Consider the following 21,930-nt stretch of genomic DNA (forward strand, 5'->3'; position numbering starts at 1 on the left):
GGCGCGGCGGCGATACGCGGCAGTATGGATGACTTCGTCCGGGCTGCAACCCGGCCGCGATGAAGCGCTTGGGTTTGAATGACACCAGACGTTAAACTTCTTTCTCTAATGATAGATTCCACCGCCTTCAGGAACCCTTGATGCTCCCGGATCACTGCCATCGCCGGATCGACGTGTCCGCCGAGACCGATGTCGAGGCCGCAAGGGCGATCGCCGCCTCGCTGGCCGAGGGGCTGCTGTCCGAAGGCGATGCCGGACGCTTCGACGCGGCGCTCGCGGTGGTCGGGGGCCATCTGGTCGCCCAGCCCGGCGGCGGCACGATGCTGGTGCGGCGGTTCGGCCGCAGGGCGGGGATGGAGTGCGTCGCCTTCGACCGCGGGCCGGGCTTCGCGGATTCCGAGGCCGCGATGGCCGAGGAGGCGGGCAACGGCTTCGCCTCGCTGCGCCGTTCGGTGGAGCGGTTCGCCGTGCACGCCGCGCCCGGCGTCGGCACGGCCGTGCTGGTCCGCGTGCTGCGGCCGGGCATGACCGACGTGGTGACGGGCGACGAGGTGATCGCCGAAGGCGGCGTGGTGATGGTGACCAGGCGCGGCGCCGAGTATTGCGGCGACGGCTGGTTCATCCGCCCCGACGGGGTGGCCGCGGTGATCAACGGCACCCCGGACGACGCGCGCTCCGCCGCCATCGCCCGGCGGGTCGAAACCATCGTCAGCGCCACGGTGCCGGGAATCACGTCGCAGATGGTGATCGGGGCGATCCGCCGCGGCTTCGCCAACAAGGTGGACACTACCGTCGCCGCGCTGCGGATGGATGGGCGGGCGGTGGACTACACGGCGCTGGGCACCGTTCCGGCGGCGGTGGTGCGGCGGACCACCGTGACCTCGTTGTCCGGCCGCTGGGCGATGGTGGGCTACAATCCGCATGTCCCGGCGAGCGTCCACATCCTGTGGCAGCCGGGCGACAATGTGCTGATGAGCAGCGAGGGCTGCGGCCGGCTGCCCACCCTGTTCCTGAACCGCGACCTGCACGAGGTGGATCCCACGCTGGCCGCTGCGATCCTGATGCGCGACGGCGGCCAGCCGGACCATGACCACACCGTCGTCGTGCTGCGCAACCGCGCCCGGCTGCCGCCGGAGACGGCGACCTGACCTCGCGGCCCCGCCGCCGGCGGAAGCGGCGCGTTCGCCCCTGCGAAGACATCGTGCCGGATCCCGGCGTGCCCGACGCGGTCGGCCGCGACCATGCCGCCGGGCATCGCTCCCCTGCTCAATAGCCGCGGCCGTGGTGGTCCCAGCCACCATGTCCCCAGCCACCATGTCCCCAACCGCCGCGGCTCCGGCCCCAGCCGCCGTCGTGATGATGGTGGCGGTGCGGACGTCCCCAGCCGGGACGCGGGGCTTCGTAATAGCCGTAATAGCCCTGCGGGTAGACGACCGCCGGCGGTCCGTAGGCGTAGCTGCTGCGGTGGTGGACGGTGCAGCCCGAGACCGCGGCGAGGAGAAGGACGAGCGCGGCGAGGCGGCCGGCGCTGAGGCGTCCGGTGGCGAGGCGGGCGGGGAGCGGCGGGAAGGCGGTCATGGCGGGACGTCCGGATTGTGTGGATGTTGGACGAACGTGTGCCGCTCCCGATTCATTCCCTGCTTGGCCGGGGCAGGCCCCGCGGCATCTTGTCAATCGCGAAGCGCGATCGCAAAGACAACAACTATGAATTTCCGATATCGACCGGCCGGGGGCAAGGTTGCGGCATCCGAACCCGTTCAACCGCCCGTTCATCCGCCCGTTCATCCGAAGGAGCTGCGCCATGAAGGCCGTCGCCTATTCGAAGCCCCTGCCGGCCGACGATCCCGCCTCGCTGCAGGACATCACCCTCGACCGGCCCGTCGCCACCGGCCATGACCTGCTGGTCCGTGTCGAGGCGGTCTCGGTCAACCCGGTCGACACCAAGCTCCGCCGCAACGCCACCCCGCCGGAGGGCTCGCCCCGCGTGCTGGGTTTCGACGCCGCCGGCGTGGTCGAGGCGGTCGGGCCGGACGTGACGCTGTTCCGTCCGGGTGACGCGGTGTTCTATGCCGGCTCCATCGACCGGCCCGGCACCAACGCGGAGTATCACCTGGTGGACGAGCGCATCGTCGGGCGCAAGCCGGCCTCGCTGGACTTCGCCGAGGCCGCCGCCCTGCCGCTGACCTCCATCACCGCCTGGGAGATGCTGTTCGACCGGCTGGGCATCGCGCGTACCGGCGCAGCGGGTGGCGAAGAGGGCAAGAGCCTGCTGGTGGTCGGCGGCGCCGGCGGCGTCGGATCGATGGCGGTGCAGCTCGCCCGCCGGCTGACCGGGCTGACGGTGATCGCCACCGCCTCGCGGCCGGAGACCGAGGCGTGGGTCAGGGAACTCGGCGCGCACCATGTGGTGAACCATCACGGATCGATCCCCGATCAGGTGCGGGCGCTGGGGATCGAGGGGGTGGACTACATCTTCTCCACCACCGCGACCGACCGGCACTTCGCCGGGCTGGCCGAGATCGTGGCGCCGCAGGGCCATATCGGGCTGATCGATGATCCGGAGCCGATCGACGTCCGGCTGCTGAAGCGCAAGAGCGTCGCGCTGCACTGGGAACTGATGTTCACCCGTCCGGTCTTTCGCACCGCCGACATGATCGCCCAGCACAGGCTGCTGACCGAGGTGTCGGCGCTGGTCGACGACGGGACGCTGCGGACCACGCTGACCGGCACGCTGGGCCGCATCGACGCCGCCACGCTGCGCCGGGCACATGCGCTGATCGAGTCCGGCACGGCCCGCGGCAAGCTGGTGCTGGCCGGCTTCTAGGGCGGAGCGTCAGGCCGCCTCGGCTTCCGCGGGCAGGTCCGCGGGAGCCGAGGCGGCGGCCGGACGCAGGGCGCGCAGGCTGTCCAGGATGAAGCCGACCAGCGGTTCCGCCAAGCGGCGGTTGCGCGCGGTCTCCCCGAACACGGCGATCTCGACCTCGCCCAGCTCGGGGAGCCCCTCCTCCGGTCCGAGCACCCGCATCCCCTCGACCACCGAACTTTCCCCCAGCACCGTCACCCCCAGCCCGGCGCGCACCGCCGCCTGGACGCCGATCATGCTGGAGCTGGTGTAGACGAGACGCCAGGGCCGGCCGGTCTCGGCCAGCGCCTTGATGGCGAGGCCGCGGAACATGCAGGGCGCCCGCAGCGCGCAGAGCGGCACCGGCAGCGACGGGTCGGGCAGGGTGAAGGAAACGGGCGCGGCCCAGCGCAGCGGATCCCGCCAGATCATGCGGCCGCGCCGCTCGCCGTTCTCCCGCTTGGCGATGACGAGGTCGAGGTCGCCGGCGTCGAGGGCCGCGACCATCTCGCTGCTCATCCCCACCTGCACCTCGACGTTCACCCGCGGGTAGACCTTGGCGAAGCGGCCGAGCACGGTCGCCAGATGCTGCGGCACGAAATACTCCGCCACCCCCAGTCGCAGGTCCCCCTCGGCCGCCGGCTCGGCGAAGCGGCGCACCGTCTCGTCGTTCAGTTCCAGCAGGCGGCGGGCGTAGCCCAGCAGAAGCTCCCCGTCGCGGGTGACGGCGAAGCTGCGGCTGGTGCGTTCGAAAACGCGGCGGCCCAGCGCATCCTCCAGCCGCTTGATCTTCACGCTGATCGCCGACTGGGTGCGGCCCAGCCGTTCCGCGGCCGCGGTGAAGCCGCCGGCATCCGCCACGGTCACGAATGCGCGCAGCGCGTCAATGTCGAGATCGGGGAGGCTCATGTCTATTCCGATCTATGATCAAAAGCGGCCTGTCGATCATCGAAGCGTATCGGTAAGACGCCCCTGCCGCAAGATCGGGACATCAGCCGCGGAGATGACGATGAACACCACAGTGATGACGACCACGGGCAAGGTTGCCGGAGCCCTCCTTTCGCTGCTGCTGGTCGCCGGGTGCCAGTTCCCCGGGACCCAGCCGCCCCCGCAGCAGGCGGCCCTGACGCCGCCGCCCCCGCCGCCGCCGGAGGAGCGGGGCATCTGGATCGTCGGCAGCCCGGCGCTGACCGGCACGGTGCAGAGCGCCGCGGCGAAGTTCGGCGGCGGGCCGGACACCAGGCCGCGCCTGGCGGCGCAGGGGACGGCCGCGGGCTTCCGCAGCTTCTGCGCCGGTGTCGGGATCGAGCATCCGGACATGGTGGCGTCGGACCGGCCGATCCGGCCGGAGGAGGCCAAGCGCTGCCGCGACAAGGGCATCACGCTGACCGAGTACCGGCTGGGGGCGAAGCAGATCCTCTACGTCAAGGACAGCCACATGGCCGCCGTCCCCGGCGTGCGCGACTTCACCGCCAGCCTGGGCGTCGCCGGCAAGCCGGTTTCCGCCTCCCCCACCACCGGGAGCTGAGGGGGCCTACGCCCCGCCGGGGAGGTCGCCGGCCCTGGCCGGACCGGCGGGGCCGTCGGCGGGCGCCTCCGCGTTGGGGTCGCCGAGCGCCGTCTCCCAGCCCAGCGCCGGCAGCGCGATGCTGCGGGTGTTGCCCAGCCCGTTGCGCGTGACGATGTGGCCGCGCTGCTCCATGTAGGTGAGCAGGCGGCGCGCCCGGCCCGGCGAGCGGCTGCCGCAGGCGCGGGCGACCTCGGGGTCGGACGGGCAGGGGGCATGGTCCAGCGCCGCGCGGGCCAGCAGCAGGAAGACCGGCTGGATGTCCTCCTCCAGGGCGGCGGCGGCGGCGGTCGCCCGCTCCCAGGCGGGATCCCCGGTCATGCCGGCGCCGGCGCGGGCGGCGGTCAGCCTGCGGCGGAAGGCGGGCAGGGCGAGCCGGTCGCCCTCCACCCCATGGCCGCGGCAGCGCACCAGGAAATCCTGGTAGAGCACGGCGAGCGAGCGGTAGGGCGCCTCCGGGTCGGCCAGCACCTCGCGCAGCACCGCCTCGTAGCGGGCCTCGCGTTCGGCCGCCTGTTCGGGCGTCTCCTCCGGCTCGGGCGGCGGGGCGGGCGGGGCGTCCTCGTCGACCGCGGCCGGTGGTGGCGGGGCAGCGCGCCCGGCGGCGAGGCGGGCCATCAAATCGGCGCTGGCGCTGGCCGAGGGGCGGCGGACGGGATAGCGCGGCGGCTCCGGCTCCGTCGCGGTGAAGATCAGGTCGCGGGCGTCCTCCACCGGCGTGGCGGGCAGCGGCATCAGCTTCGGGCTGCCGGCGCGGCCCTGCGTCTCCACCTCGCCGATGCGCACCGGCAGCGGCCGGCGCGACATGGCCGGGCCGAGCGCGATGAAGTGGCCGCGCTCCAGGTCGCGGAACATCTCCGCCTGCCGGCGCTCCATGCCCAGCAGGTCGGCGGCGCGCGCCATGTCGATGTCGAGGAAGGTGCGCCCCATCAGGAAGTTGGAGGCCTCCGCCGCGACGTTCTTGGCGAGCTTGGCGAGGCGCTGGGTGGCGATGACCCCGGCGAGGCCGCGCTTGCGTCCGCGGCACATCAGGTTGGTCATGGCGCCGAGCGAGACCTTGCGCGCCTCGTCCGACACCTCGCCGGCGGCCGACGGCGCGAAGAGCTGCGCCTCGTCCACCACCACCAGCATCGGGTACCAGAAGTCACGGTCGGCGTCGAACAGCCCGCCGAGGAAGGCGGCGGTCGCCCGCATCTGCATCTCGGTGTCCAGCCCCTCCAGGTTCAGGACGACGGAGACGCGGTGCTGCCGCACGCGGGCGGCGATGGACTGGAGCGCCGGCTCGGTATGCTCGTCGGCCTCGACCACCACATGGCCGAACCGCTCGGCCAGCGTGACGAAGTCGCCCTCCGGATCGATCACCGCCTGCTGCACCCAGGCGGCGCTCTGCTCGATCAGCCGGCGCAGCAGGTGCGACTTGCCCGAGCCGGAGTTGCCCTGAACCAGCAGGCGCGTCGCCAGCAGCTCCTCCAGGTCGATCGTCGCCGGCGTGCCCGCCGTCGTCCGTCCCATGTCGATGCCGACCTTCATCCCACCGCTCCCGAAGAGGCTTCCGTCCTGCCCGAGCGGGCTCCTATAGCGCAGTCCGGCCCGGCCGTGCGCGGGCAAAATCCCGACCTGCGAAAAAGTGGTGGCGGGAGTCACGAAACCGAAAAACAGAGCTGCTAAACCTGCCGGTTGTCGAAGAGCACCGCGACATCCTATGGCGCGCGAACCCGGAAGACCGGCGTGCCCCCGGCAGGAAACGGATCATGGACTGGCTGACGAAGGATCGGGTGATGAGCGTCCGGCCGCGCGTCCCGCAGGGGCCATCGGCACCGGTCGGCCGGGGCGGCGACCCGTGGGACGCGGCGGTGACCCCGCTCGCCTACGCCTTCCAGCCCATCGTCCAGCTCCGCAGCGGGCGCTGCCACGGCTATGAGGCGCTGCTGCGCGGCTTCGAGCGCACGCCCTTCGCCCATGCGCACCACCTGCTCGACTCCGCGGCCAAGGCGGGGGCGCTGGACCGCGTCGAGTCGGCGCTGCATGCCAAGGCGGTGGCGGCCTACCGGGCGCTGCCCGGCTGGCGCGACGCCAAGCTGTTCCTGAACCTGGACGCCCGGCTGGTCGGGCTGCCGGGATCGCCCTGGCTGGCGGCCGACGGCGGGGCGAAGCCGCCGCCGGGACTGACGCTGGAGATCTCCGAGCGGCAGGAGGTGGTCGGCGACGAGGGGGTGGAGCGCATGGTGGAGCGCTACCGCCGCGCCGGGGTCGGCATCGCGCTGGACGATTTCGGGGTCGGCCATGCCGGGCTGCGGCTGCTCTACGAGGCGAAGCCGGACTATGTGAAGCTCGACCGCTATTTCGTCTCGGGCATCGACCGCGATACGCGCAAGCGGGCCATCGCCAGCCTGCTGGTCGGCTACGCCCATGCGCTGGGCGTCCAGATCATCGCGGAGGGGGTGGAGACGGAGACCGAGTTCTACGTCGTCCGCGACCTCGGCTGCGACTTCGCGCAGGGCTACCTGATCGCCCGGCCGCGCACCGACCTGACCGAGCTTCCCGGCCAGTTCGCCATCGTCGACGAGCTCAACCGCCGCGACCGCCGCCAGCCCAGCGACTCGCACCGCCGCCTGTCGGAGGTGATCGAGCGGCTGCCGACGCTGCGCGTCAGCTCGCGCAAGACCGACCTGCTCGACTATTTCAAGGGCAACACGGCGCCGCCCATCGTGCCCATCGTGGACGACCACGACCGGCCGCTGGGGCTGATCCGCGAGCGCGACCTGAAGCGCTTCGTCTACTCGCGCTTCGGCGGCGAACTCCTGCGCAACCGCGGGCTGGGCGACACGCTGGATGCGCTGGTCATCAAGAGCCCGGTCTGCGACATCGCCACGCCGCTGAACCGGGTGATCGAGGCCTTCTCGACCGAGGCGGCGAGCGACGGCATCATCATCGTCGAGGGTGGGGAATATGTCGGCGTGCTCTCCTCCGGCGCGCTGATCCGGCTGGTGCACGAGCGCAACCTCGCCATGGCGACGGACCAGAACCCGCTGACCCGGCTGCCGGGCAACGCCGCCATCGTCCGCCACATCGACGGGGCGCTGGCCGACCGCGGGCGTGGCCATGTGCTGGCCTATCTCGACTTCGACAACTTCAAGCCCTTCAACGACAATTTCGGCTTCCGCCAGGGCGACCGCGCCATCCTGATGTTCAGCGAGCGGCTGAAGAGCTGGGCCGGCGGCACCGACGCCTTCGCCGGCCATATCGGCGGCGACGACTTCTTCCTCGGCGTCAGCGGGGCCGGCGAGGGGGAGACGCTGGCCCGGCTGGCCGAGCTGCTCGCCCTGTTCCGCTCCGACGCCGAGAGCCTCTACGACCCGCAGACCCGGCAGACCGGCCGCTTCGTCGCCAAGGACCGCTACGGCAACGACCGCAGCTTCCCGCTGTTGTCGGCGAGCGGCGTGGTGGTGACGATCCCGCCCGGCGACCACGAGCTGACCCCGGACGCCATCAACGCCGCCATCGCCGCCAACAAGGCCGCCGCCAAGGGGGCGGAGGACAAGCTCTGCGTGGTGCGGCTGGGCGGGCCGGCTCAGGCATAGTCCCGGAAGGCGGCGGCGGCGGCGCGGTCGTAGCCCTGGCTGGCGCGCAGGAGCTGGCGGGTGTAGCCCTCGCGCGCCTCGCCGCGGTGGAGCCGGGCGATGTCCATCTCCTCGACGATCCGGCCGCGGTTCATCACCGCCAGCCGGTCGCACAGCACCCCCACCACCGCGAGGTTGTGGCTGACCAGGATGTAGGTCAGGCCATGCTCGGCCCGCAGCCGCTTCAGCAGGTTCAGGATCTCCGCCTGCACCGACACGTCGAGCGCCGAGGTCGGCTCGTCGAGCAGCAGCACGCGCGGCTCCAGGATCAGGGCGCGCGCGATGGCGACGCGCTGGCGCTGGCCGCCGGAGAGCTGGTGCGGGTAGCGGAAGCGGAAGGACGGCCCCAGCCCCACCTCGCGCAGCACCCGGTCGATGCGGCGGTCGGCGTCGCCCAGCCGGTGGATGGCCACCGGTTCCGCCAGGATGCGGTCCACGCTGTGGCGGGGGTGGAGCGAGCCGTAGGGGTCCTGGAAGACCATCTGGCAGGACTTGTAGAAAGGCTTGTCGCGGTGCGGGCCGAGCTGGCGGCCGGCGACGGCGATGCGGCCGCTCCAATGGTCGTTGAGGCCGGTGATGGTGCGCAGCACGGTGGTCTTGCCGGAGCCCGACTCGCCGACCAGCCCGAAGCTCTCCCCCTCGCGCACGGTGAAGCCGACGCCGCTGACGGCGGTGACCATCTCGGCCCCGTTGGAGAAGGTGACCCGCAGGTCCTCGACCTCGATCATGTCGCGTCCGGTCATCGGTCCTCCTCCGCCCATGACGGATCGCGGGTCAGCACCGGCAGTTCCGTCCGGTCATCGTCGAGCCGCGGCAGGCTCGCCAGCAGGCCGCGGGTGTAGGGGTGCTGGGCCATGTGCAGTTCCGACGCGCGGCAGCTCTCCACCACCCGGCCGGCATACATGATCAGCACGCGGTCGCAGAAGGAGGCGACGAGGTTCAGGTCGTGGCTGATGAAGACCATCCCCATGCCGCGCGAGCTGCAGAGGTCGTCGAGGATCGCCAGCACCTGCATCTGCACCGTGACGTCCAGCGCCGAGGTCGGCTCGTCGGCGATCAGCAGGTCGGGGTTGGGGATCAGCATCATGGCGATCATGATGCGCTGGCCCATGCCGCCCGACACCTCGTGCGGGTAGAGGCCCCAGACCCGTTCCGGATCGCGGATGCGCACGGCCTCCAGCATCTCCAGCGTGCGGCGCTTCGCCTCGGCGGCGTCGGCGTCGCTGTGGACGCGGTAGGCCTCGGCGATCTGGCGGCCGACCGTCATCACCGGGTTGAGCGAGAATTTCGGGTCCTGCATGACCATGGAGACGCGCCGGCCGCGGATGTCGCGCAGCCGTTTCTCCGACGCGGTCAGCAGGTCCTCGCCCAGGAAGGACAGCCGGTCGGCGGTGACCTGCCCCGGCCGCGGCACCAGCCGCAGGATGGAGCGCCCGGTCATCGACTTGCCCGATCCCGATTCGCCGACGATGCCCAGCTTCTCCCGCCCGACGGTGAAGGAGACGCCGCGCACCGCCTGGGTCACGCCCGTGCGGGTGGGGAAGGAGACGCGCAGGTTGCGCACCTCCAGCAGCGGCTCCGGCGGCTCCGCGCCCGGCCCGGAGGAAAGCCCGGCGGGGGGCGAGGTGGGGGAAATGTCGCTCATCGCCTTCAGTCCCCCTTCGGGTCCAGCACGTCGCGCAGGCCGTCGCCCAGCAGGTTGAAGCCGAGGCTGACGACCAGGATCGCCATGCCCGGCATGGCGGCGACCCACCACTGCTCCAGCACGTTGTGGCGGCCGGCGGCGATCATCGCCCCCCATTCCGGCAGCGGCGGCTGGGCGCCGAGCCCGAGGAAGCCCAGCCCCGCCGCGGTCAGGATGACGCCCGCCATGTCCAGCGTCGTCCGCACGATCAGCGAGGCGGTGCAGAGCGGCACGACATGGCCGAGGATGATGCGCGGCCGCGACGCCCCCTGCAGGCGGACGGCGCTGATGTAGTCGCTGCGCCGGATGGTCAGCGTCTCCGCCCGCGCGATGCGGGCATAGGCCGGCCAGGAGGTGATGGCGATGGCGATGATGGCGTTCTCGATCCCCGGCCCGAGCGCCGAGACGAAGGCCAGCGCCAGGATCAGCTTGGGGAAGGCCAGCGCGATGTCGGTGATGCGCATCAGCACGGCATCGACCCAGCCGCCGAGATAGCCGGCCACCGTCCCGATGGCGAGGCCGATCACCGGGGCGGTCAGCGCCACCAGCACCACCACCATCAGCGTCAGCCGCGTGCCGTGGATCAGCCGCGACAGGATGTCCCGCCCGAAGGCGTCGGTGCCGAGCCAGTGCAGCGGACCCGGCGGCGCCAGACGGTTCGCCAGATCCTGCGTGTAGGGATGGTAGGGCGCCAGCAGCGGGGCCAGCGCCGCCACCAGCAGCAGCGCCAGCACGATGGCCAGACCCGCCATGGCCAGCCCGTTGCGGCGGAAGGCCAGCCAGCCGTGCCACAGCCGGCCCATGCGGGCCTGCAGGCGGGAGTGCGGCGTCTCGGTGGTCAGCCAGGCGCGCCAGCCGGCGGCCTGGGTCGTCGTGTCGGTCATCGCGACCTCGGGTCCAGCAGGCGGTAGAGCAGGTCGGTCACCAGGTTCAGCGCGATGAAGACCAGCCCGACCAGCAGCGTGCCGCCCAGCACCGCGTTCATGTCGGCGCTGAGCAGCGAGTTGGTGATGTAGAGCCCCAGCCCCGGCCAGGCGAAGACCGTCTCGGTCAGCACCGAGCCCTCCAGCAGCGTGGCGTAGGACAGCGCCACCACCGTCAGCAGGGGAATCGCGATGTTGCCCATGGCGTGGCGCCAGATCACCCGCGACTCCGACAGCCCCTTCACCCGCGCGGTGGTGATGTATTCCTGGCGGAGCTGGTCGAGCATGAAGCTGCGCGTCATGCGTGCGATGTAGGCGACGCTGTAGAGCCCCAGCACCCCGGCCGGCAGCACGAGGTGGTGCAGGGCGTTCCAGAAGATGTCGGTCTCTCCGGCCATCAGGGCGTCCAGCGTGATGATGCCGGTCACCGGCTCCACCATGCCCTCGTAGAAGACGTCGACCCGGCCGGGGCCGGGAGCGATGTCGAGCCGGGCGTAGAACAGCAGCAGCGCCATCAGCCCGAGCCAGAAGATCGGCACCGAATGGCCGAGCAGGCCGAGCAGCCGGATCACATGGTCAGGCCAGCGCCCGCGGTTGACCGCCGCCAGCACTCCCGCCGGGACACCGAGGAGAACGCCGAGCAGAACGCCGCAGGTGGCGAGTTCCAGCGTCGCGGGGAAGACGCGGGCGACATCCTCCAGCACCGGGCGGGAGGTCAGCACCGATTCGCCGAGGTCGCCCTGCATCACCGACCAGACATAGCGCAGGAACTGCTGCCAGAGCGGCAGGTCCAGCCCCATCTCCTGGCGGACGCGGGCATAGGTTTCGGCGCTGGCGCGGTCGCCGACCATCGCCAGTACCGGGTCGATGGGCACCACCCGGCCGATCAGGAAGGTGACGAGCAGAAGCCCGAGGACGGTGAAGACGATCGTCGCGGCGAGCCCGGCGAGTCGGCGCGTCGCGTGGTGTAACCGCGAGCGGGACCGGGGGAGCGGGAAGGGCTGGCTGAGGCCACGGCGGGTGCCTGCTTGCTGGACGGACAGAGTCAGGCGCTAAGGGAATCATAGAGTTGCCGCTTTGGCAAAGCGGGAACGGAGTCGTAGGGCGTATCGGGGCGCGGGACGGATCAGGCCGCCTTGGAGCGGCGGCTGGCCTGGGAGGGGATGGTCAGGGTGAAGGCGGCACCGCCGCTGCGGTCGATGGACAGCGAGCCGCCGGCCTGATGGGCCAGGGCCTGCACCAGGACGAGGCCCAGCCCGTTGCCGCCGCTGCGCTTGCCGGCCGGGGCGGCATGTCGGGGGGAAGGCCGACGCCGTCGTCGCGGATCGTCAGGCGCATGCCCCCGTCGATCTGGCCCCCACCGATCGGCCCACCTCCGATTGGGCCGAGCCCGACCGTGACCGTGCCGGGATGGCCGGAGGGGAAGGCGTGCAGCAGGGCGTTCGACACCAGCTCGCTGGCGATCAGGGCGAGCGGCGTCGCCTGGTCCACGTCCACCGTCCAGTCCTCCGCCTCCACCACCAGCCGGGCGCCGGTGGGATTCTCCGACCGGGCGAGCCCGTCGCAGAGCTGGCGGAAGAAGTCCGCGATGTTGATCCGGCCGGGCTGGTCGGACCGGTAGATCAGCTCGTGCAGCAGGCTCAGCGTCTGGATGCGGCGCAGGCTCTCGTCGAAGCCGCGGCGGGCCTTGTCGTCGATCCGGGCGGCCTGCAGGCGCAAGAGGCTGCAGATGACCTGAAGGTTGTTCTTCACCCGGTGCTGGACCTCCTTCAGCAGCACCTCCTTGTCGGTCAGGGCGTTTTCCAGGCGGGCATTGGCCGACTCCAGCTCGGTCGTGCGGGTGCGGACATGCTCCTCCAGCGTGTCGTAGGCATGCTGCAGGGCGTCCTCCGCCTGCCGTTCGCGCCGCGCGCGCTGGATGGCGAGGGCGCCGACCGCCAGCACGGTCGCCACCGCGGCCAGCGCGAAGGCGACATAGGTCCACAGCTCGTCCCGCCAGTGCTTGAGGATGCTGGAGGTGGCGATCACCACCTCGGCGGTCAGGCCGTTGCCGTCCACCCGGCGCTGCACCGCGATGTCGGTGGGCAGCGGCGGGTTGCCGCCGGTTCCCGTGCCCTCGGGATCGCGGATCAGCACGCTGCCGTCGGCGGCGCGCAGCGTGATGGTGTGGCCGTAGCCGACCTCCAGCCCGCGCAGGACGTGACGGAGCTGGTCGGGGTTCAGCCCGACGACGATGCTGCCGCGCGGGGCGCCGGCCGGGCCGGGCAGGGTCCGCTTCATCACCACCGCCGGCTGGTTGGCGACGCGGCCGGGAACCAGCGCCAGCTCCGGCAGGTCGGCGACCGGCACGGCGGCGCCCTGCGCCGGCGGGACCGGATGGACGCGGCTCGACAGCAGGGTGCGCCCCTCGGCGTCGCGCAGCTCGATGGCCGCGATGTGGGACACCGGGCCGGCGAGCACGGCGAGCTGCCGCGCGGTCTGCGCATCGGCGGGCAGCGGGGCGTCGGGCGGGCCGGCCAGCGCCGCCGCCTGCCCGGTCACCACGGCGGTCGACTCGACGAGGCGGGCGGCATGCTCGGCCACCAGGAGGCTGACGTTGCCGGCGACGGCTCTCGCCTGCTCCACCGCGTCGACCCGGGCGCGCCAGACGAAGACGGCGGACAGCGCCACCGTCACCAGCACGGCGGCGGTGCAGGCGAGCAGGATCAGGGCGGTGCCGGGCATCCGGTACAGCATCGAAGGATGGGAGCGGAGCGAGCGCAAGGGCATGTCGTGGTTGGGGTCGGGAAGCGGGTGCGCCGGAAAACGGGGGCCGGCGAAGGAACAGTCGTCGGTGCGAATTGGTTGCAGGGAAGCTACGTGCGTTGAATAGCCAGGCGCCACCGCCTATTGTGGATTGCCGATAAAGACATGATGCGGGTGGGGGAGGCCTTATGAAAATCGACGGAGCCGCCTATCGGACAATCTGGCCGGCCGAGGACGGGCGTTCGGTTTCGATCATCGACCAGACGCGGCTGCCGCACGACTTCGCGGTGGTGTCGCTGACGACGCTGGACGAGGCCGCGCACGCCATCCGCGCCATGCTGGTGCGCGGCGCTCCGCTGATCGGCGCCACCGCCGCCTATGGCATGGCGCTGGCGATGCGGGCCGATGCGGGCGATGCCGCTCTGGAGCGGGCCCATGCCACCCTGCTCGCTACCCGTCCGACGGCGATCAATCTGCGCTGGGCGCTCGACCGCGTGCGGGCGAAGCTGGCGCCGCTGCCGCCGGCCGCCCGTGCCGAGGCGGCGCTGATCGAGGCCGACCTGATCGCCGACGAGGACGTCGCGATCAACCAGGCGATCGGCGAGCATGGCGCCGCCCTGATCCGCGCCGCGGCGGCGGAGAAGGGGCCGGACGAGCCGGTCAACGTGCTGACCCACTGCAACGCCGGCTGGCTTGCCACCGTGGACTGGGGCACGGCGCTCGCCCCGATCTACGTCGCCTTCGAGGAGGGCATCCGCCTGCATGTCTGGGTGGACGAGACGCGTCCGCGCAACCAGGGCGCCAGCCTGACCGCCTGGGAGCTGAACCATCACGGCGTGCCGCACACCGTCGTCGCCGACAATGTCGGCGGCCACCTGATGCAGCACGGCATGGTGGACCTGTGCATCGTCGGCACCGACCGCACCACGGCCGGCGGCGACGTCTGCAACAAGATCGGCACCTACCTGAAGGCGCTGGCCGCCCACGACAACGGCGTGCCCTTCTACGTGGCGCTGCCCTCGCCGACCATCGACTGGGGGATCGAGGACGGGGTGCGCGACATCCCGATCGAACAGCGCGACGGCCGCGAGGTCAGCGAGATGACCGGCCGTACCGCCGACGGGCGGGTCGAGACGGTGCGGATCACGCCGGACGGCAGCCCGGTCGCCAACTATGCCTTCGACGTGACGCCGGCGCGGCTGGTCACCGGCCTGATCACCGAGCGCGGCCTGTGCCCGGCCTCGCGCGCCGGGCTGTTGACGCTGTTCCCCGAACAGCGCTGATCGCAGGGGAGGACGGGGCGGGGACGGGCAGCGGCCGGCCTTCGGGTCGGCGGGCGGCCCGCGCCTCTCCCCCGGCCCCGGCTGCCCCTCGGCGGCGGCCCCCTCAGCCCTGGCGGTCGCCGAGCAGGCGCCGCCAGAGCGGCGGCTGCGCGCGGTCTTCCGTCTGCTTGCCGGCCAGCCATTCGTCCGCCAGTTCCCGGACCTGCCAGTCGCCGAGGAAGCGGTCGCAGTCGATGGCCGTGTAAAGCCGCACCCGGGTCTGGCCCAGCCGTTCGAAATAGTCGAGCGTTCGTCTACGATCGATTTCTTCCATGATCCGTCCATCGACATGCCCGCGCCGGGGAATTTCAAGGCAGTCGCCTGCCATTCCTGCCGCGGAGTGACTCACGTCTTGCCATGGTGGGCAACGCGACGGACGGTCGCAAGGGTCCATTGGAGGGTGGGGGGCCTCTCCGAAGAGCAGGGCGTCCCGGGGTGGTCAGGGAAGCGAGCCGGTCTCGATCGCGATGCTGGACAGGGCGATGCCGGCACGCTCCGCCGCGGCGGTCAGCGCCTCACGGCTGTCCCAGCAGTTGCGGCCGTCGATCTCCGCCAGCCGGCCATCATGCTTCACCGCCCACACGCCGGTGGACGCCATGTGGATGACCTGTCCCAGCCGCGCGGCCTGCGGTGCCGGGGCGCTCGCCGCCTGCGGGGCTGCCGGACGCCGGATATCGGAGTGGTTGGCGGCCGGCCGCGCCCCGGTGGTCCGCTCGAAGAAGGGGACGGTGGCGACCCCGGAGGTGGGGAAGCTCTCGCTCCGCTCCCGCCGGTCGGTCGGTCGGCAGGGGGCGGGGGTCAGGACGGGGGTGGGACGGTTGGTCTGGGGCATGGTCGGGGCGGGGGAGGGCGGACTGTCGGTCGGCACACTTTATTTCAAGCTAATGTGCAAAAGAAAAGTCCGGACGGATGTGTTTTCGTCATGTCTATGATGCAAAATCCCGCAAAACTAAAATATTAATCCGGAAGCTGGTAATACCTGATCCGAGTGTGGCTAATATCGCCGCCGGGGCGGCTGCCGTGGCCGGATGAGGTGACGGGCGCCGGTCGGGAAACCTCAGGGCTTCGGACAGGGTTTAGGAGTCGGCATGGAGCTGTTCTTCGTGCCCGCAATCTGCCCCTGCAGCGGAGGATCCCGTCATGACCGCCGACAAGCCGCATACCGACAAGCCGCATACCGACAAGCCGCTCAACGAAGGCGAAGGCAACCGGACCGCCGACGCCCGCTACCGCAGCGGCGTCCAGGACCATGTGCGCAACCACGACGTCCAGGGCGACGCCGCCCGCGCCCGCGAGGCGCTGGACGGGCCGGAGGGCGAGGACCTTCGCCGCGCCGAGGAGGAGGGCCGGCGCCGCGCCAAGGGGGAGGACCCGCAGCTCAAGCGCTGACCCGGCCGGGCCGCTTTCCCCGATGGGGCTCAAAACCGGGCCCGGAATCGGGCGGAGCGGCAGCGGCCGGGAATACGCCCGGTGCGTTACCACGGATTAATCACACGCCCCTATATGTTTGTCTCGTAATCATGAGCGTGGCCGTTGGCCGGTCCGGCCGGCGGCGACGGAACGAACAGGATGTAGGGACGATCATGATGATCCGGGTTTCGAAGGCCGCCCCGAAGGCAGCGGTCGCGGCGGTGCTGCTGGGCACCGTCCTGCTCGGCGGTTGCTCCAACCTCAGCCATCGGGAGAACCGGGCGCTGACCGGCGGCGCCATCGGCGCCGCGGGCGGTGCCGCCATCGGGGCCGTCACCGGCGGCAGCGCCGTGGTCGGCGGGCTGGTGGGCGGTGCGGCCGGCGCCGCGGTGGGCGCCCTGACCGCCGACGAAGGCGGCAAGCGCCGGCGCTGATCCTGCAGCCGGATCGGGGGCCGGCTCAGCCCTCCTCGTCCTCGCCGAGCGAGTCGAGGGTCAGGGGCCGCGCCTCCGGCACCCGCGCCGGCTGCTGCGGAAGCGCCTGCCGGGCGGGGGCCGCCGCGCGACCGCGTTGGGGGCCGCGGCCGGTTCCTTCAGCGGCTGGTTGACCAGGCCCTTCGGCCCGATGCTCGGCGAGTCCCCGAAGTCGGGCAGCGGCGGGATGCGCTCCATCACCACGCGGATCAGGCCGGCGATGCGGTCGGCCTCCGCCCGCAGGGCCTGCCCGCGCTCCCCCTCGTAGAGCGGGTCGTCGAGGAACTTGCGGATCTCCTTCACGCCGCGCAGCTCCACCCCGCAGATCTCGTGCGTGCCGATGGGCAGGGCCTTCACCCGGGCGAAGACGGTGAAGAAGGCGGCGCTGCTCTCGACGAACAGCACCACCATGCGGGCGTGCAGCCGGTCGAGCGCGGTGGTCATCGGCCCGACCAGATCCTCCAGCTCCTCCGGGGCCGCGTCGATGCGTTCCTGCGCGACGGCGGCCAGGGCGAAGAAGTCGCGCACCTTGCGGGTGAAGCGGCGGTAGCGCCCCAGCCCCCGACCGAGACCCGCTCGCGCGCCTGCGCCCCCAGCTCCGTCGCCTGCTTCAGCAGGGTGTCGAGGCGGATGAGCTGCTTGGCGATCTCGCGCTGGCGCTGGGCCGCGCTCATCGCGGGGGCGGGCGGAGCCGGGCGGCGGTGCGGGGGCGGGCCATCACGATGGTCGTCTACTTGGCCGTGCGGAGGGTCAGGCTGCGCTGGGCGCCTCCGCGCACCACCGTGACCTCGACCGGGGTGCCGACGCGCAGCAGGCCGATGCGGTTGCGCAGGTCGGTGGCGCTGCGCACCGGCCGCCCGGCCACCGCGACCACCACGTCGCCGCTGCGCAGCCCGCCCTTGTCGGCGGGCGAGCCGGCCTCGACCTTGGCGATCAGGGCGCCCTCGTCGCCGGTGAGGCTCAGGCTCTCGGCGAGGTCGGGGTCAGGTCCTGGATGGCGACGCCGAGACGGCCGCGCCGCACCTCGCCGTATTCGCGGAGCTGCTCCATGACCGAGCGGACGATGGAGACCGGCACCGCGAAGCCGATGCCGACCGAACCGCCGGCCGGCCCGATGATGGCGGTGTTGATGCCGATCAGCTCGCCGTTGAAGTTGACCAGCGCGCCGCCGGAGTTGCCGGGATTGATCGAGGCGTCGGTCTGGATGAAGTCCTCGTAGCCCTCGACCTTCAGCCCGCTGCGCCCGAGGGCCGAGATGATGCCGGAGGTGACGGTCTGCCCCAGCCCGAACGGGTTGCCGATGGCGACCACGAAGTCGCCGACCTTCAGCCGGTCGGAATCGCCGAGAGGCAGGGCCGTCAGCCCCTTCGCCTCGATCTTCAGCAGGGCGATGTCGGTGGCGGCGTCGCGGCCGATCAGCTTGGCGCGCAGCCGGCGGCGGTCCTTCAGCGTGACCGCGATCTCCTGCGCGTTCTCCACCACGTGGTTGTTGGTGATGACGTAGCCGTTGGCGGCGTCGACGATGACGCCCGACCCGGCGCTGACCTGCGGCCGGCCCTGCGGCATCTCGTCGGGCAGGTTGAAGAAGCGGCGGAAGAAGGGATCGCGCAGCAGCGGGTTCTCCGCCTGGGGCGCCCGCGACAGGACGGAGATGTTGACGACCGCCGGGGTCACGGCCTCCAGCATGGGGGAGATGGTGTTGACCCCGGTGACGCCGGCCGGCAGGGCGGCCGGGGCGGGCGGGGGGGCCAGGACCACGCCGGTTCCCACAATCGCGGCGAGGCCCACCGCCATCAGCCGTGCCGTCTTGCGCCGCGCCGTCGCCGTCATGATGTCTCTCCTCCGTCAGCAGGCCCGTCTTGAGCCGGGCAGATCTGGTCGAAATATCCTGCCGGTTCAAGCCCGCAGCAAGAGTCCGGTTACCGTCGTGCCGTCCCGCCGGCTTTTTTGGCGCCGTCTTTCCGGAGGGGCGATCCGCCGCAGCAATTGCAAAGGACTGGTAAACCTTTTCGGTGGTACAGACGGCTCTGCGTGTGCCCGGCTTTGACCAGCGGTTCAGCCGTCAGTATGGTCTGCATGACCCAAAGGGCAAGCTGTGGTGCGGACAGGCGGACGAGCATGAACGACGGGGCGCTCCTCGAGCTGAGCGAGCAGGACTACCTGCAGATGGAAGAGGCGCTGTCGCAGACGGCACGCGGCCGCGCCTTCCTGCGCATGCGCGACCGCCGCACCCGCGTGGTGGCCGCCGACGACTTCAACCGGCTGGTCGGGTTGCTGGAGCAGCAGGTGTCGCGCCTGCAGGGCGCCGGCCCCGCCGTCGGCCTCACCGCCGCGGCCGGCGCCCCCGGCGAACTGCTGCAGCGCGAGTTGAGCGCCATCACCCAGGTCGTGCAGGAGACGCGCAGCGACATCGCCTCGCTGCGGGCCGCCGACACCGGCTCCAACCGCATCGAGGCGGCGACCGGCGAACTGGACGAGATCGTCGCGGCGACCGAGCGCGCCACCACCGACATCCTGAACGCGACCGAGAAGATACAGGAAATCACCATGTCGATGCCCCGCGACGACGCCGACCTGGCGGAGCGGATCGACGCCATCGAGGCGTGGTGCATCGAGATCATGACCGCCTGCTCCTTCCAGGACATCACCGGCCAGCGCACCACCAAGGTCGTCAACACGCTGCGCTACATCGAAGAGCGCGTGAACACGATGATCGAGATCTGGGGCGTCGACCGGCTGTCGGTCGCTCCGGCCGCCGCTCCGGCGGAGACCGCCTCGCACCGCAAGCTGGGCGACACCCGCCCCGACGCGCATCTGCTGAACGGGCCGCAGCTCGGCGGGCCGGAGGTCAGCCAGGACGCCATCGACGCCCTGTTCGACAGCGTGCCGGAGGTGCAGCAGCGGGCCGAGCCGGTGGCCGCCCGGCCGGAAACCCCGCCGCCGCCGCCCCCGCCGGCTCCTCCTCCTCCGCCGCCGCCGCCGCCGAAGCCGGCGCCTCCGCCGCCTCCGCCCTCCGATGCCGGGGGTGGGGGAATCTCCCAAGCTGACATCGACGCGCTGTTCGCTTAAGGAGGGCCATGGCGCACGACGGCAAATCCCGCATCCGCCTGACGCAGGACCAGCTCGACCGCGTGTGCGAGCGGCACCTGCGATTCGTCGAGGGGCGACCCAACGGCGCGCGCGCCAACCTGCCTTTCTTCGACCTGTCGGGGCTGACCCTGGCGGGGCGGAACCTGACGGGCGCCCACCTGTCCGGTGCGATCCTGCGCGACGCCGACCTGCGCGGCGCGACGCTCGACCATGCCGACCTCTACGGCGCCGACCTGCGCGGCGCCAACCTGTCGGAGGCGCGGCTCTACCGCACCGACATGCGCGGAGCCAACGTGCGCGGCGCCCTGCTGGACGGGGCGGTGATGGTGGAGGTCGACCTGCGCGACGGCAGCGTCGTCAGCCGCAACAGCGCCGGCGAGCTGAAGGTGGTCGGCTTCGACCCCGGCCCGGCCGACATGGCGTCCGCGCGGCTGACCAACGCCGACATGGCGCGGGCCAAGCTGTCCGGCAGCTTCGCGCGGGCGGCCGACTTCACCAATTCCCGCCTCGTCGGAGCGCGGCTGGACCGCACGGACCTGCGCGACTGCAACTTCTCGGGCGCCGACCTGCAGGGGGCCGACCTCGACGGGTCGGACCTGCGCGGCGCCATCCTGGACGGCGCCCAGGTGGAGGAGAGCCGGCTGTCGCGGGCGATCCGCACCGACGAGGAGGCGGAGGCCGCCGCCGCCCTGCCCAAGGCGCCGCCCGCCGCCGCCCCGGAGGAGGACGCGGCGGCGGAGCTGCCCGGCCTGCCGCGCGACCAGCTCGAGACGATGCTGAAGCAGCACATGATCTGGCTCGGCACCAGCGGCAAGCAGGGCAGCCAGCTCGACCTCAGCGGGCTGAACCTGGAGGGGGCCGACCTGTCGGGCAAGATCCTGACGCTGGCCAAGGGCAGCGGCGCCCGGCTGCGCCACGCCCGGCTGACCGGGGCCCAGCTCCAGGCCGCCCAGTTCGACGGCGCCGACCTGCGCTCCGCCGACCTGACGCGGGCCGACCTGCGCGGGGTGAAGCTGGACCGCGCCATCCTGATCGACAGCCGGCTGGACGGCGCCAACCTCGGCATGCTGCTGATCAGCGCCGGGGCCAAGGTGATGCGCGCCTCGCTGGTGCGCGCCCGGCTGGCCGGGGCCTCGCTGACCCAGACCAACATGAAGGGCAGCGACCTGACCATGGCCGACCTGACCGGCTGCGACCGCAGCAGCGCCCTGCTGGAGGACGCCATCCTGGAAGGCACCCGGATGGGGCTGCGCTGAGCGGCTGCAGCCTTACCGCGAGCGGGGCGGTACCCCGAAATCGGGCCGGTGGCAGGGCGGCCGGCGGCCCCGCCCCCTCCGGACGGGCCGGAGAAGGTGGGAAAGGGGTTGTACCATAACGGCTTAGCTTGACGTTGACCGACCCCGGTGGCACGCTTGCCCCCCAAACGGCACGCCCATCGAGCGCGCCGGTGCGGGACAAGGGGGGACCGTCCAACGCCATGACCAAGTCGGAGCTGATCCAGCGCCTGGCCGAACGCAATCCGCATCTCTACCAGCGCGACATCGAGAAGATCGTCGGCACGATCTTCGACGAGATCACAGAGGCGCTCGCCCGCGGCGACCGGGTGGAGCTTCGCGGGTTCGGCGCCTTTTCCGTCAAGAAGCGGGATGCGCGCACGGGCCGCAACCCGCGGACCGGCGAATCGGTTGACGTCGGTGAGAAATCCATTCCTTTCTTCAAGACCGGCAAGCAGCTTCGCGAGCGGCTGAACACCGATTGACCGCGGCGCCGCAGGCTGCCAGCCGGCACGATCGGCTCCGGCCGGCCGTCATGCCTGCATCCGCCTTTCAAGGCCTCGCCTTTCAAGGAATCGTCCCTTGCGCTATCTGACCTGGATCATCACCGTCCCCGTCGCCCTGGTGGCGGTGCTGTTCGCCATCTCCAACCGCGACATGGTCACCCTGTCGCTGTGGCCGCTGCCCTTCACGCTGGACGCCCCGCTCTATCTGGCGGCCCTGCTGGCGCTGGCGGTGGGCTTCCTGGCCGGCGGCTTCGTCACCTGGAACAGCCAGCGCCGCCATCGCCGCCGCGCCCGGCGCGAGGGCGACCGTGTCGTCTTCCTGGAGCGCGAGGTGAAGGAGGCGCAGGCCCGCGCCGCCGCCGCCGAGAAGCGGCTGGCCGAGCTGTCGCGCCCGGTCTCCGGCCCGGTTTCCGGTGCGGGGCTGCCGGCGACGGTCTCCGGTTCCGGCGCGCCGACGCTGCACTGAGCCCCGGC

The 21,930-nt window shown here is 71.8% G+C and carries 24 protein-coding genes; 11 read left to right on the forward strand and 13 right to left on the reverse strand.

Going from position 1 to position 21,930, the window contains the following annotated elements; genetic code table 11:
* Positions 1 to 140: 140 nt before the first annotated feature.
* Positions 141 to 1,148: an ATP-binding protein gene (locus DEW08_RS08465; protein WP_109326184.1), complete on the forward strand. Its 1,008-nt coding sequence runs from the start codon at positions 141 to 143 to the stop codon at positions 1,146 to 1,148.
* Between the two features lie 118 nt (positions 1,149 to 1,266).
* Here DEW08_RS08465 and DEW08_RS08470 read toward each other — a convergent pair whose 3' ends face one another.
* Complete coding sequence (locus tag DEW08_RS08470) at positions 1,267 to 1,578, reverse strand: hypothetical protein (RefSeq protein ID WP_109326185.1); 312 nt, start codon at positions 1,576 to 1,578, stop codon at positions 1,267 to 1,269.
* 223 nt (positions 1,579 to 1,801) lie between these two features.
* Between DEW08_RS08470 and DEW08_RS08475 the strand changes: the two genes are divergently transcribed.
* A complete protein-coding gene (locus DEW08_RS08475) occupies positions 1,802 to 2,824 on the forward strand; it encodes a zinc-binding alcohol dehydrogenase family protein (protein WP_109326189.1) in 1,023 nt (340 codons plus the stop codon).
* Between the two features lie 9 nt (positions 2,825 to 2,833).
* On the opposite strand, the gene DEW08_RS08480 is transcribed toward DEW08_RS08475, so the two are convergent.
* The gene (locus DEW08_RS08480; RefSeq protein WP_109326200.1) at positions 2,834 to 3,751 is read right to left on the reverse strand and encodes a LysR substrate-binding domain-containing protein; all 918 of its coding nucleotides are present in this window, start codon (positions 3,749 to 3,751) and stop codon (positions 2,834 to 2,836) included.
* 100 nt (positions 3,752 to 3,851) lie between these two features.
* On the opposite strand from DEW08_RS08480, the gene DEW08_RS08485 reads away from it, so the two are divergent.
* A complete protein-coding gene (locus DEW08_RS08485) occupies positions 3,852 to 4,370 on the forward strand; it encodes a substrate-binding domain-containing protein (protein ID WP_245986499.1) in 519 nt (172 codons plus the stop codon).
* 6 nt (positions 4,371 to 4,376) lie between these two features.
* Here DEW08_RS08485 and DEW08_RS08490 read toward each other — a convergent pair whose 3' ends face one another.
* Positions 4,377 to 5,939 (reverse strand): ATP-binding protein, encoded by a 1,563-nt coding sequence (locus tag DEW08_RS08490; protein ID WP_109326202.1) that lies wholly within the window; start codon positions 5,937 to 5,939, stop codon positions 4,377 to 4,379.
* Between the two features lie 221 nt (positions 5,940 to 6,160).
* Here DEW08_RS08490 and DEW08_RS08495 point away from each other — a divergent pair, with 221 nt between their 5' ends.
* Positions 6,161 to 7,990 (forward strand): GGDEF domain-containing protein, encoded by a 1,830-nt coding sequence (locus DEW08_RS08495; RefSeq protein ID WP_109326212.1) that lies wholly within the window; start codon positions 6,161 to 6,163, stop codon positions 7,988 to 7,990.
* Here the strand turns inward: DEW08_RS08495 and DEW08_RS08500 are convergent.
* The 5 genes from DEW08_RS08500 to DEW08_RS08520 all read right to left on the reverse strand — a co-directional run bounded on the left by DEW08_RS08500 (position 7,981) and on the right by DEW08_RS08520 (position 13,360).
* Positions 7,981 to 8,772, reverse strand: a complete 792-nt coding sequence (locus tag DEW08_RS08500; RefSeq protein WP_245986500.1) for an ABC transporter ATP-binding protein — start codon at positions 8,770 to 8,772, stop codon at positions 7,981 to 7,983. The genes DEW08_RS08495 and DEW08_RS08500 overlap by 10 nt on opposite strands.
* Entirely contained in the window at positions 8,769 to 9,674 is a 906-nt protein-coding gene (locus DEW08_RS08505; RefSeq protein ID WP_109326217.1) for an ABC transporter ATP-binding protein, read from the reverse strand. The genes DEW08_RS08500 and DEW08_RS08505 overlap by 4 nt, the downstream gene beginning before the upstream one ends.
* A 5-nt stretch (positions 9,675 to 9,679) precedes the next feature.
* Complete coding sequence (nikC, locus tag DEW08_RS08510) at positions 9,680 to 10,597, reverse strand: nickel transporter permease (RefSeq protein ID WP_109326218.1); 918 nt, start codon at positions 10,595 to 10,597, stop codon at positions 9,680 to 9,682.
* Entirely contained in the window at positions 10,594 to 11,565 is a 972-nt protein-coding gene (locus tag DEW08_RS08515) for an ABC transporter permease (RefSeq protein WP_109326219.1), read from the reverse strand. The genes nikC and DEW08_RS08515 overlap by 4 nt, the downstream gene beginning before the upstream one ends.
* 238 nt (positions 11,566 to 11,803) lie before the next feature.
* On the reverse strand, positions 11,804 to 13,360 hold the full coding sequence (locus DEW08_RS08520; protein ID WP_245986502.1) for a sensor histidine kinase: 1,557 nt from the start codon (positions 13,358 to 13,360) through the stop codon (positions 11,804 to 11,806).
* A gap of 209 nt (positions 13,361 to 13,569) precedes the next feature.
* Between DEW08_RS08520 and mtnA the strand changes: the two genes are divergently transcribed.
* Positions 13,570 to 14,664, forward strand: a complete 1,095-nt coding sequence (mtnA, locus tag DEW08_RS08525) for an S-methyl-5-thioribose-1-phosphate isomerase (protein WP_109326220.1) — start codon at positions 13,570 to 13,572, stop codon at positions 14,662 to 14,664.
* 103 nt (positions 14,665 to 14,767) lie between these two features.
* On the opposite strand, the gene DEW08_RS08530 is transcribed toward mtnA, so the two are convergent.
* Positions 14,768 to 14,977: a hypothetical protein gene (locus DEW08_RS08530; RefSeq protein ID WP_109326221.1), complete on the reverse strand. Its 210-nt coding sequence runs from the start codon at positions 14,975 to 14,977 to the stop codon at positions 14,768 to 14,770.
* A gap of 165 nt (positions 14,978 to 15,142) precedes the next feature.
* Complete coding sequence (locus DEW08_RS08535; RefSeq protein WP_146214667.1) at positions 15,143 to 15,571, reverse strand: hypothetical protein; 429 nt, start codon at positions 15,569 to 15,571, stop codon at positions 15,143 to 15,145.
* Positions 15,572 to 15,843: 272 nt separating this feature from the next.
* Here DEW08_RS08535 and DEW08_RS08540 point away from each other — a divergent pair, with 272 nt between their 5' ends.
* Together DEW08_RS08540 and DEW08_RS08545 are read left to right on the forward strand one after the other, a co-directional pair.
* The gene (locus tag DEW08_RS08540) at positions 15,844 to 16,092 is read left to right on the forward strand and encodes a hypothetical protein (RefSeq protein ID WP_109326223.1); all 249 of its coding nucleotides are present in this window, start codon (positions 15,844 to 15,846) and stop codon (positions 16,090 to 16,092) included.
* Positions 16,093 to 16,286: 194 nt separating this feature from the next.
* Entirely contained in the window at positions 16,287 to 16,547 is a 261-nt protein-coding gene (locus DEW08_RS08545) for a hypothetical protein (RefSeq protein ID WP_109326226.1), read from the forward strand.
* Between the two features lie 60 nt (positions 16,548 to 16,607).
* Here DEW08_RS08545 and DEW08_RS08550 read toward each other — a convergent pair whose 3' ends face one another.
* The 3 genes from DEW08_RS08550 to DEW08_RS08555 all read right to left on the reverse strand — a co-directional run bounded on the left by DEW08_RS08550 (position 16,608) and on the right by DEW08_RS08555 (position 18,416).
* Complete coding sequence (locus tag DEW08_RS08550) at positions 16,608 to 17,114, reverse strand: hypothetical protein (protein ID WP_181449439.1); 507 nt, start codon at positions 17,112 to 17,114, stop codon at positions 16,608 to 16,610.
* Positions 17,115 to 17,316: 202 nt separating this feature from the next.
* Positions 17,317 to 17,619, reverse strand: a complete 303-nt coding sequence (locus DEW08_RS32165) for a PDZ domain-containing protein (protein ID WP_245986613.1) — start codon at positions 17,617 to 17,619, stop codon at positions 17,317 to 17,319.
* Entirely contained in the window at positions 17,547 to 18,416 is an 870-nt protein-coding gene (locus tag DEW08_RS08555; protein WP_245986504.1) for a trypsin-like peptidase domain-containing protein, read from the reverse strand. The genes DEW08_RS32165 and DEW08_RS08555 overlap by 73 nt, the downstream gene beginning before the upstream one ends.
* Before the next feature lie 288 nt (positions 18,417 to 18,704).
* On the opposite strand from DEW08_RS08555, the gene DEW08_RS08560 reads away from it, so the two are divergent.
* The 4 genes from DEW08_RS08560 to DEW08_RS08575 all read left to right on the forward strand — a co-directional run bounded on the left by DEW08_RS08560 (position 18,705) and on the right by DEW08_RS08575 (position 21,922).
* Positions 18,705 to 19,655, forward strand: a complete 951-nt coding sequence (locus DEW08_RS08560) for a hypothetical protein (RefSeq protein WP_109326227.1) — start codon at positions 18,705 to 18,707, stop codon at positions 19,653 to 19,655.
* Between the two features lie 8 nt (positions 19,656 to 19,663).
* Positions 19,664 to 20,932 carry a pentapeptide repeat-containing protein gene (locus DEW08_RS08565; RefSeq protein WP_109326228.1) on the forward strand — a complete coding sequence of 423 codons (1,269 nt, stop codon included), beginning with the start codon at positions 19,664 to 19,666 and terminating at the stop codon, positions 20,930 to 20,932.
* A 221-nt stretch (positions 20,933 to 21,153) separates the two neighbouring features.
* On the forward strand, positions 21,154 to 21,435 hold the full coding sequence (gene ihfB, locus DEW08_RS08570; RefSeq protein WP_109326229.1) for an integration host factor subunit beta: 282 nt from the start codon (positions 21,154 to 21,156) through the stop codon (positions 21,433 to 21,435).
* Between the two features lie 97 nt (positions 21,436 to 21,532).
* Entirely contained in the window at positions 21,533 to 21,922 is a 390-nt protein-coding gene (locus DEW08_RS08575; protein ID WP_109326230.1) for a lipopolysaccharide assembly protein LapA domain-containing protein, read from the forward strand.
* Positions 21,923 to 21,930 lie beyond the last annotated feature (8 nt).

Origin of the sequence: Azospirillum thermophilum (assembly GCF_003130795.1) — a bacterium.
Taxonomy (GTDB): Bacteria; Pseudomonadota; Alphaproteobacteria; order Azospirillales; family Azospirillaceae; genus Azospirillum; species Azospirillum thermophilum.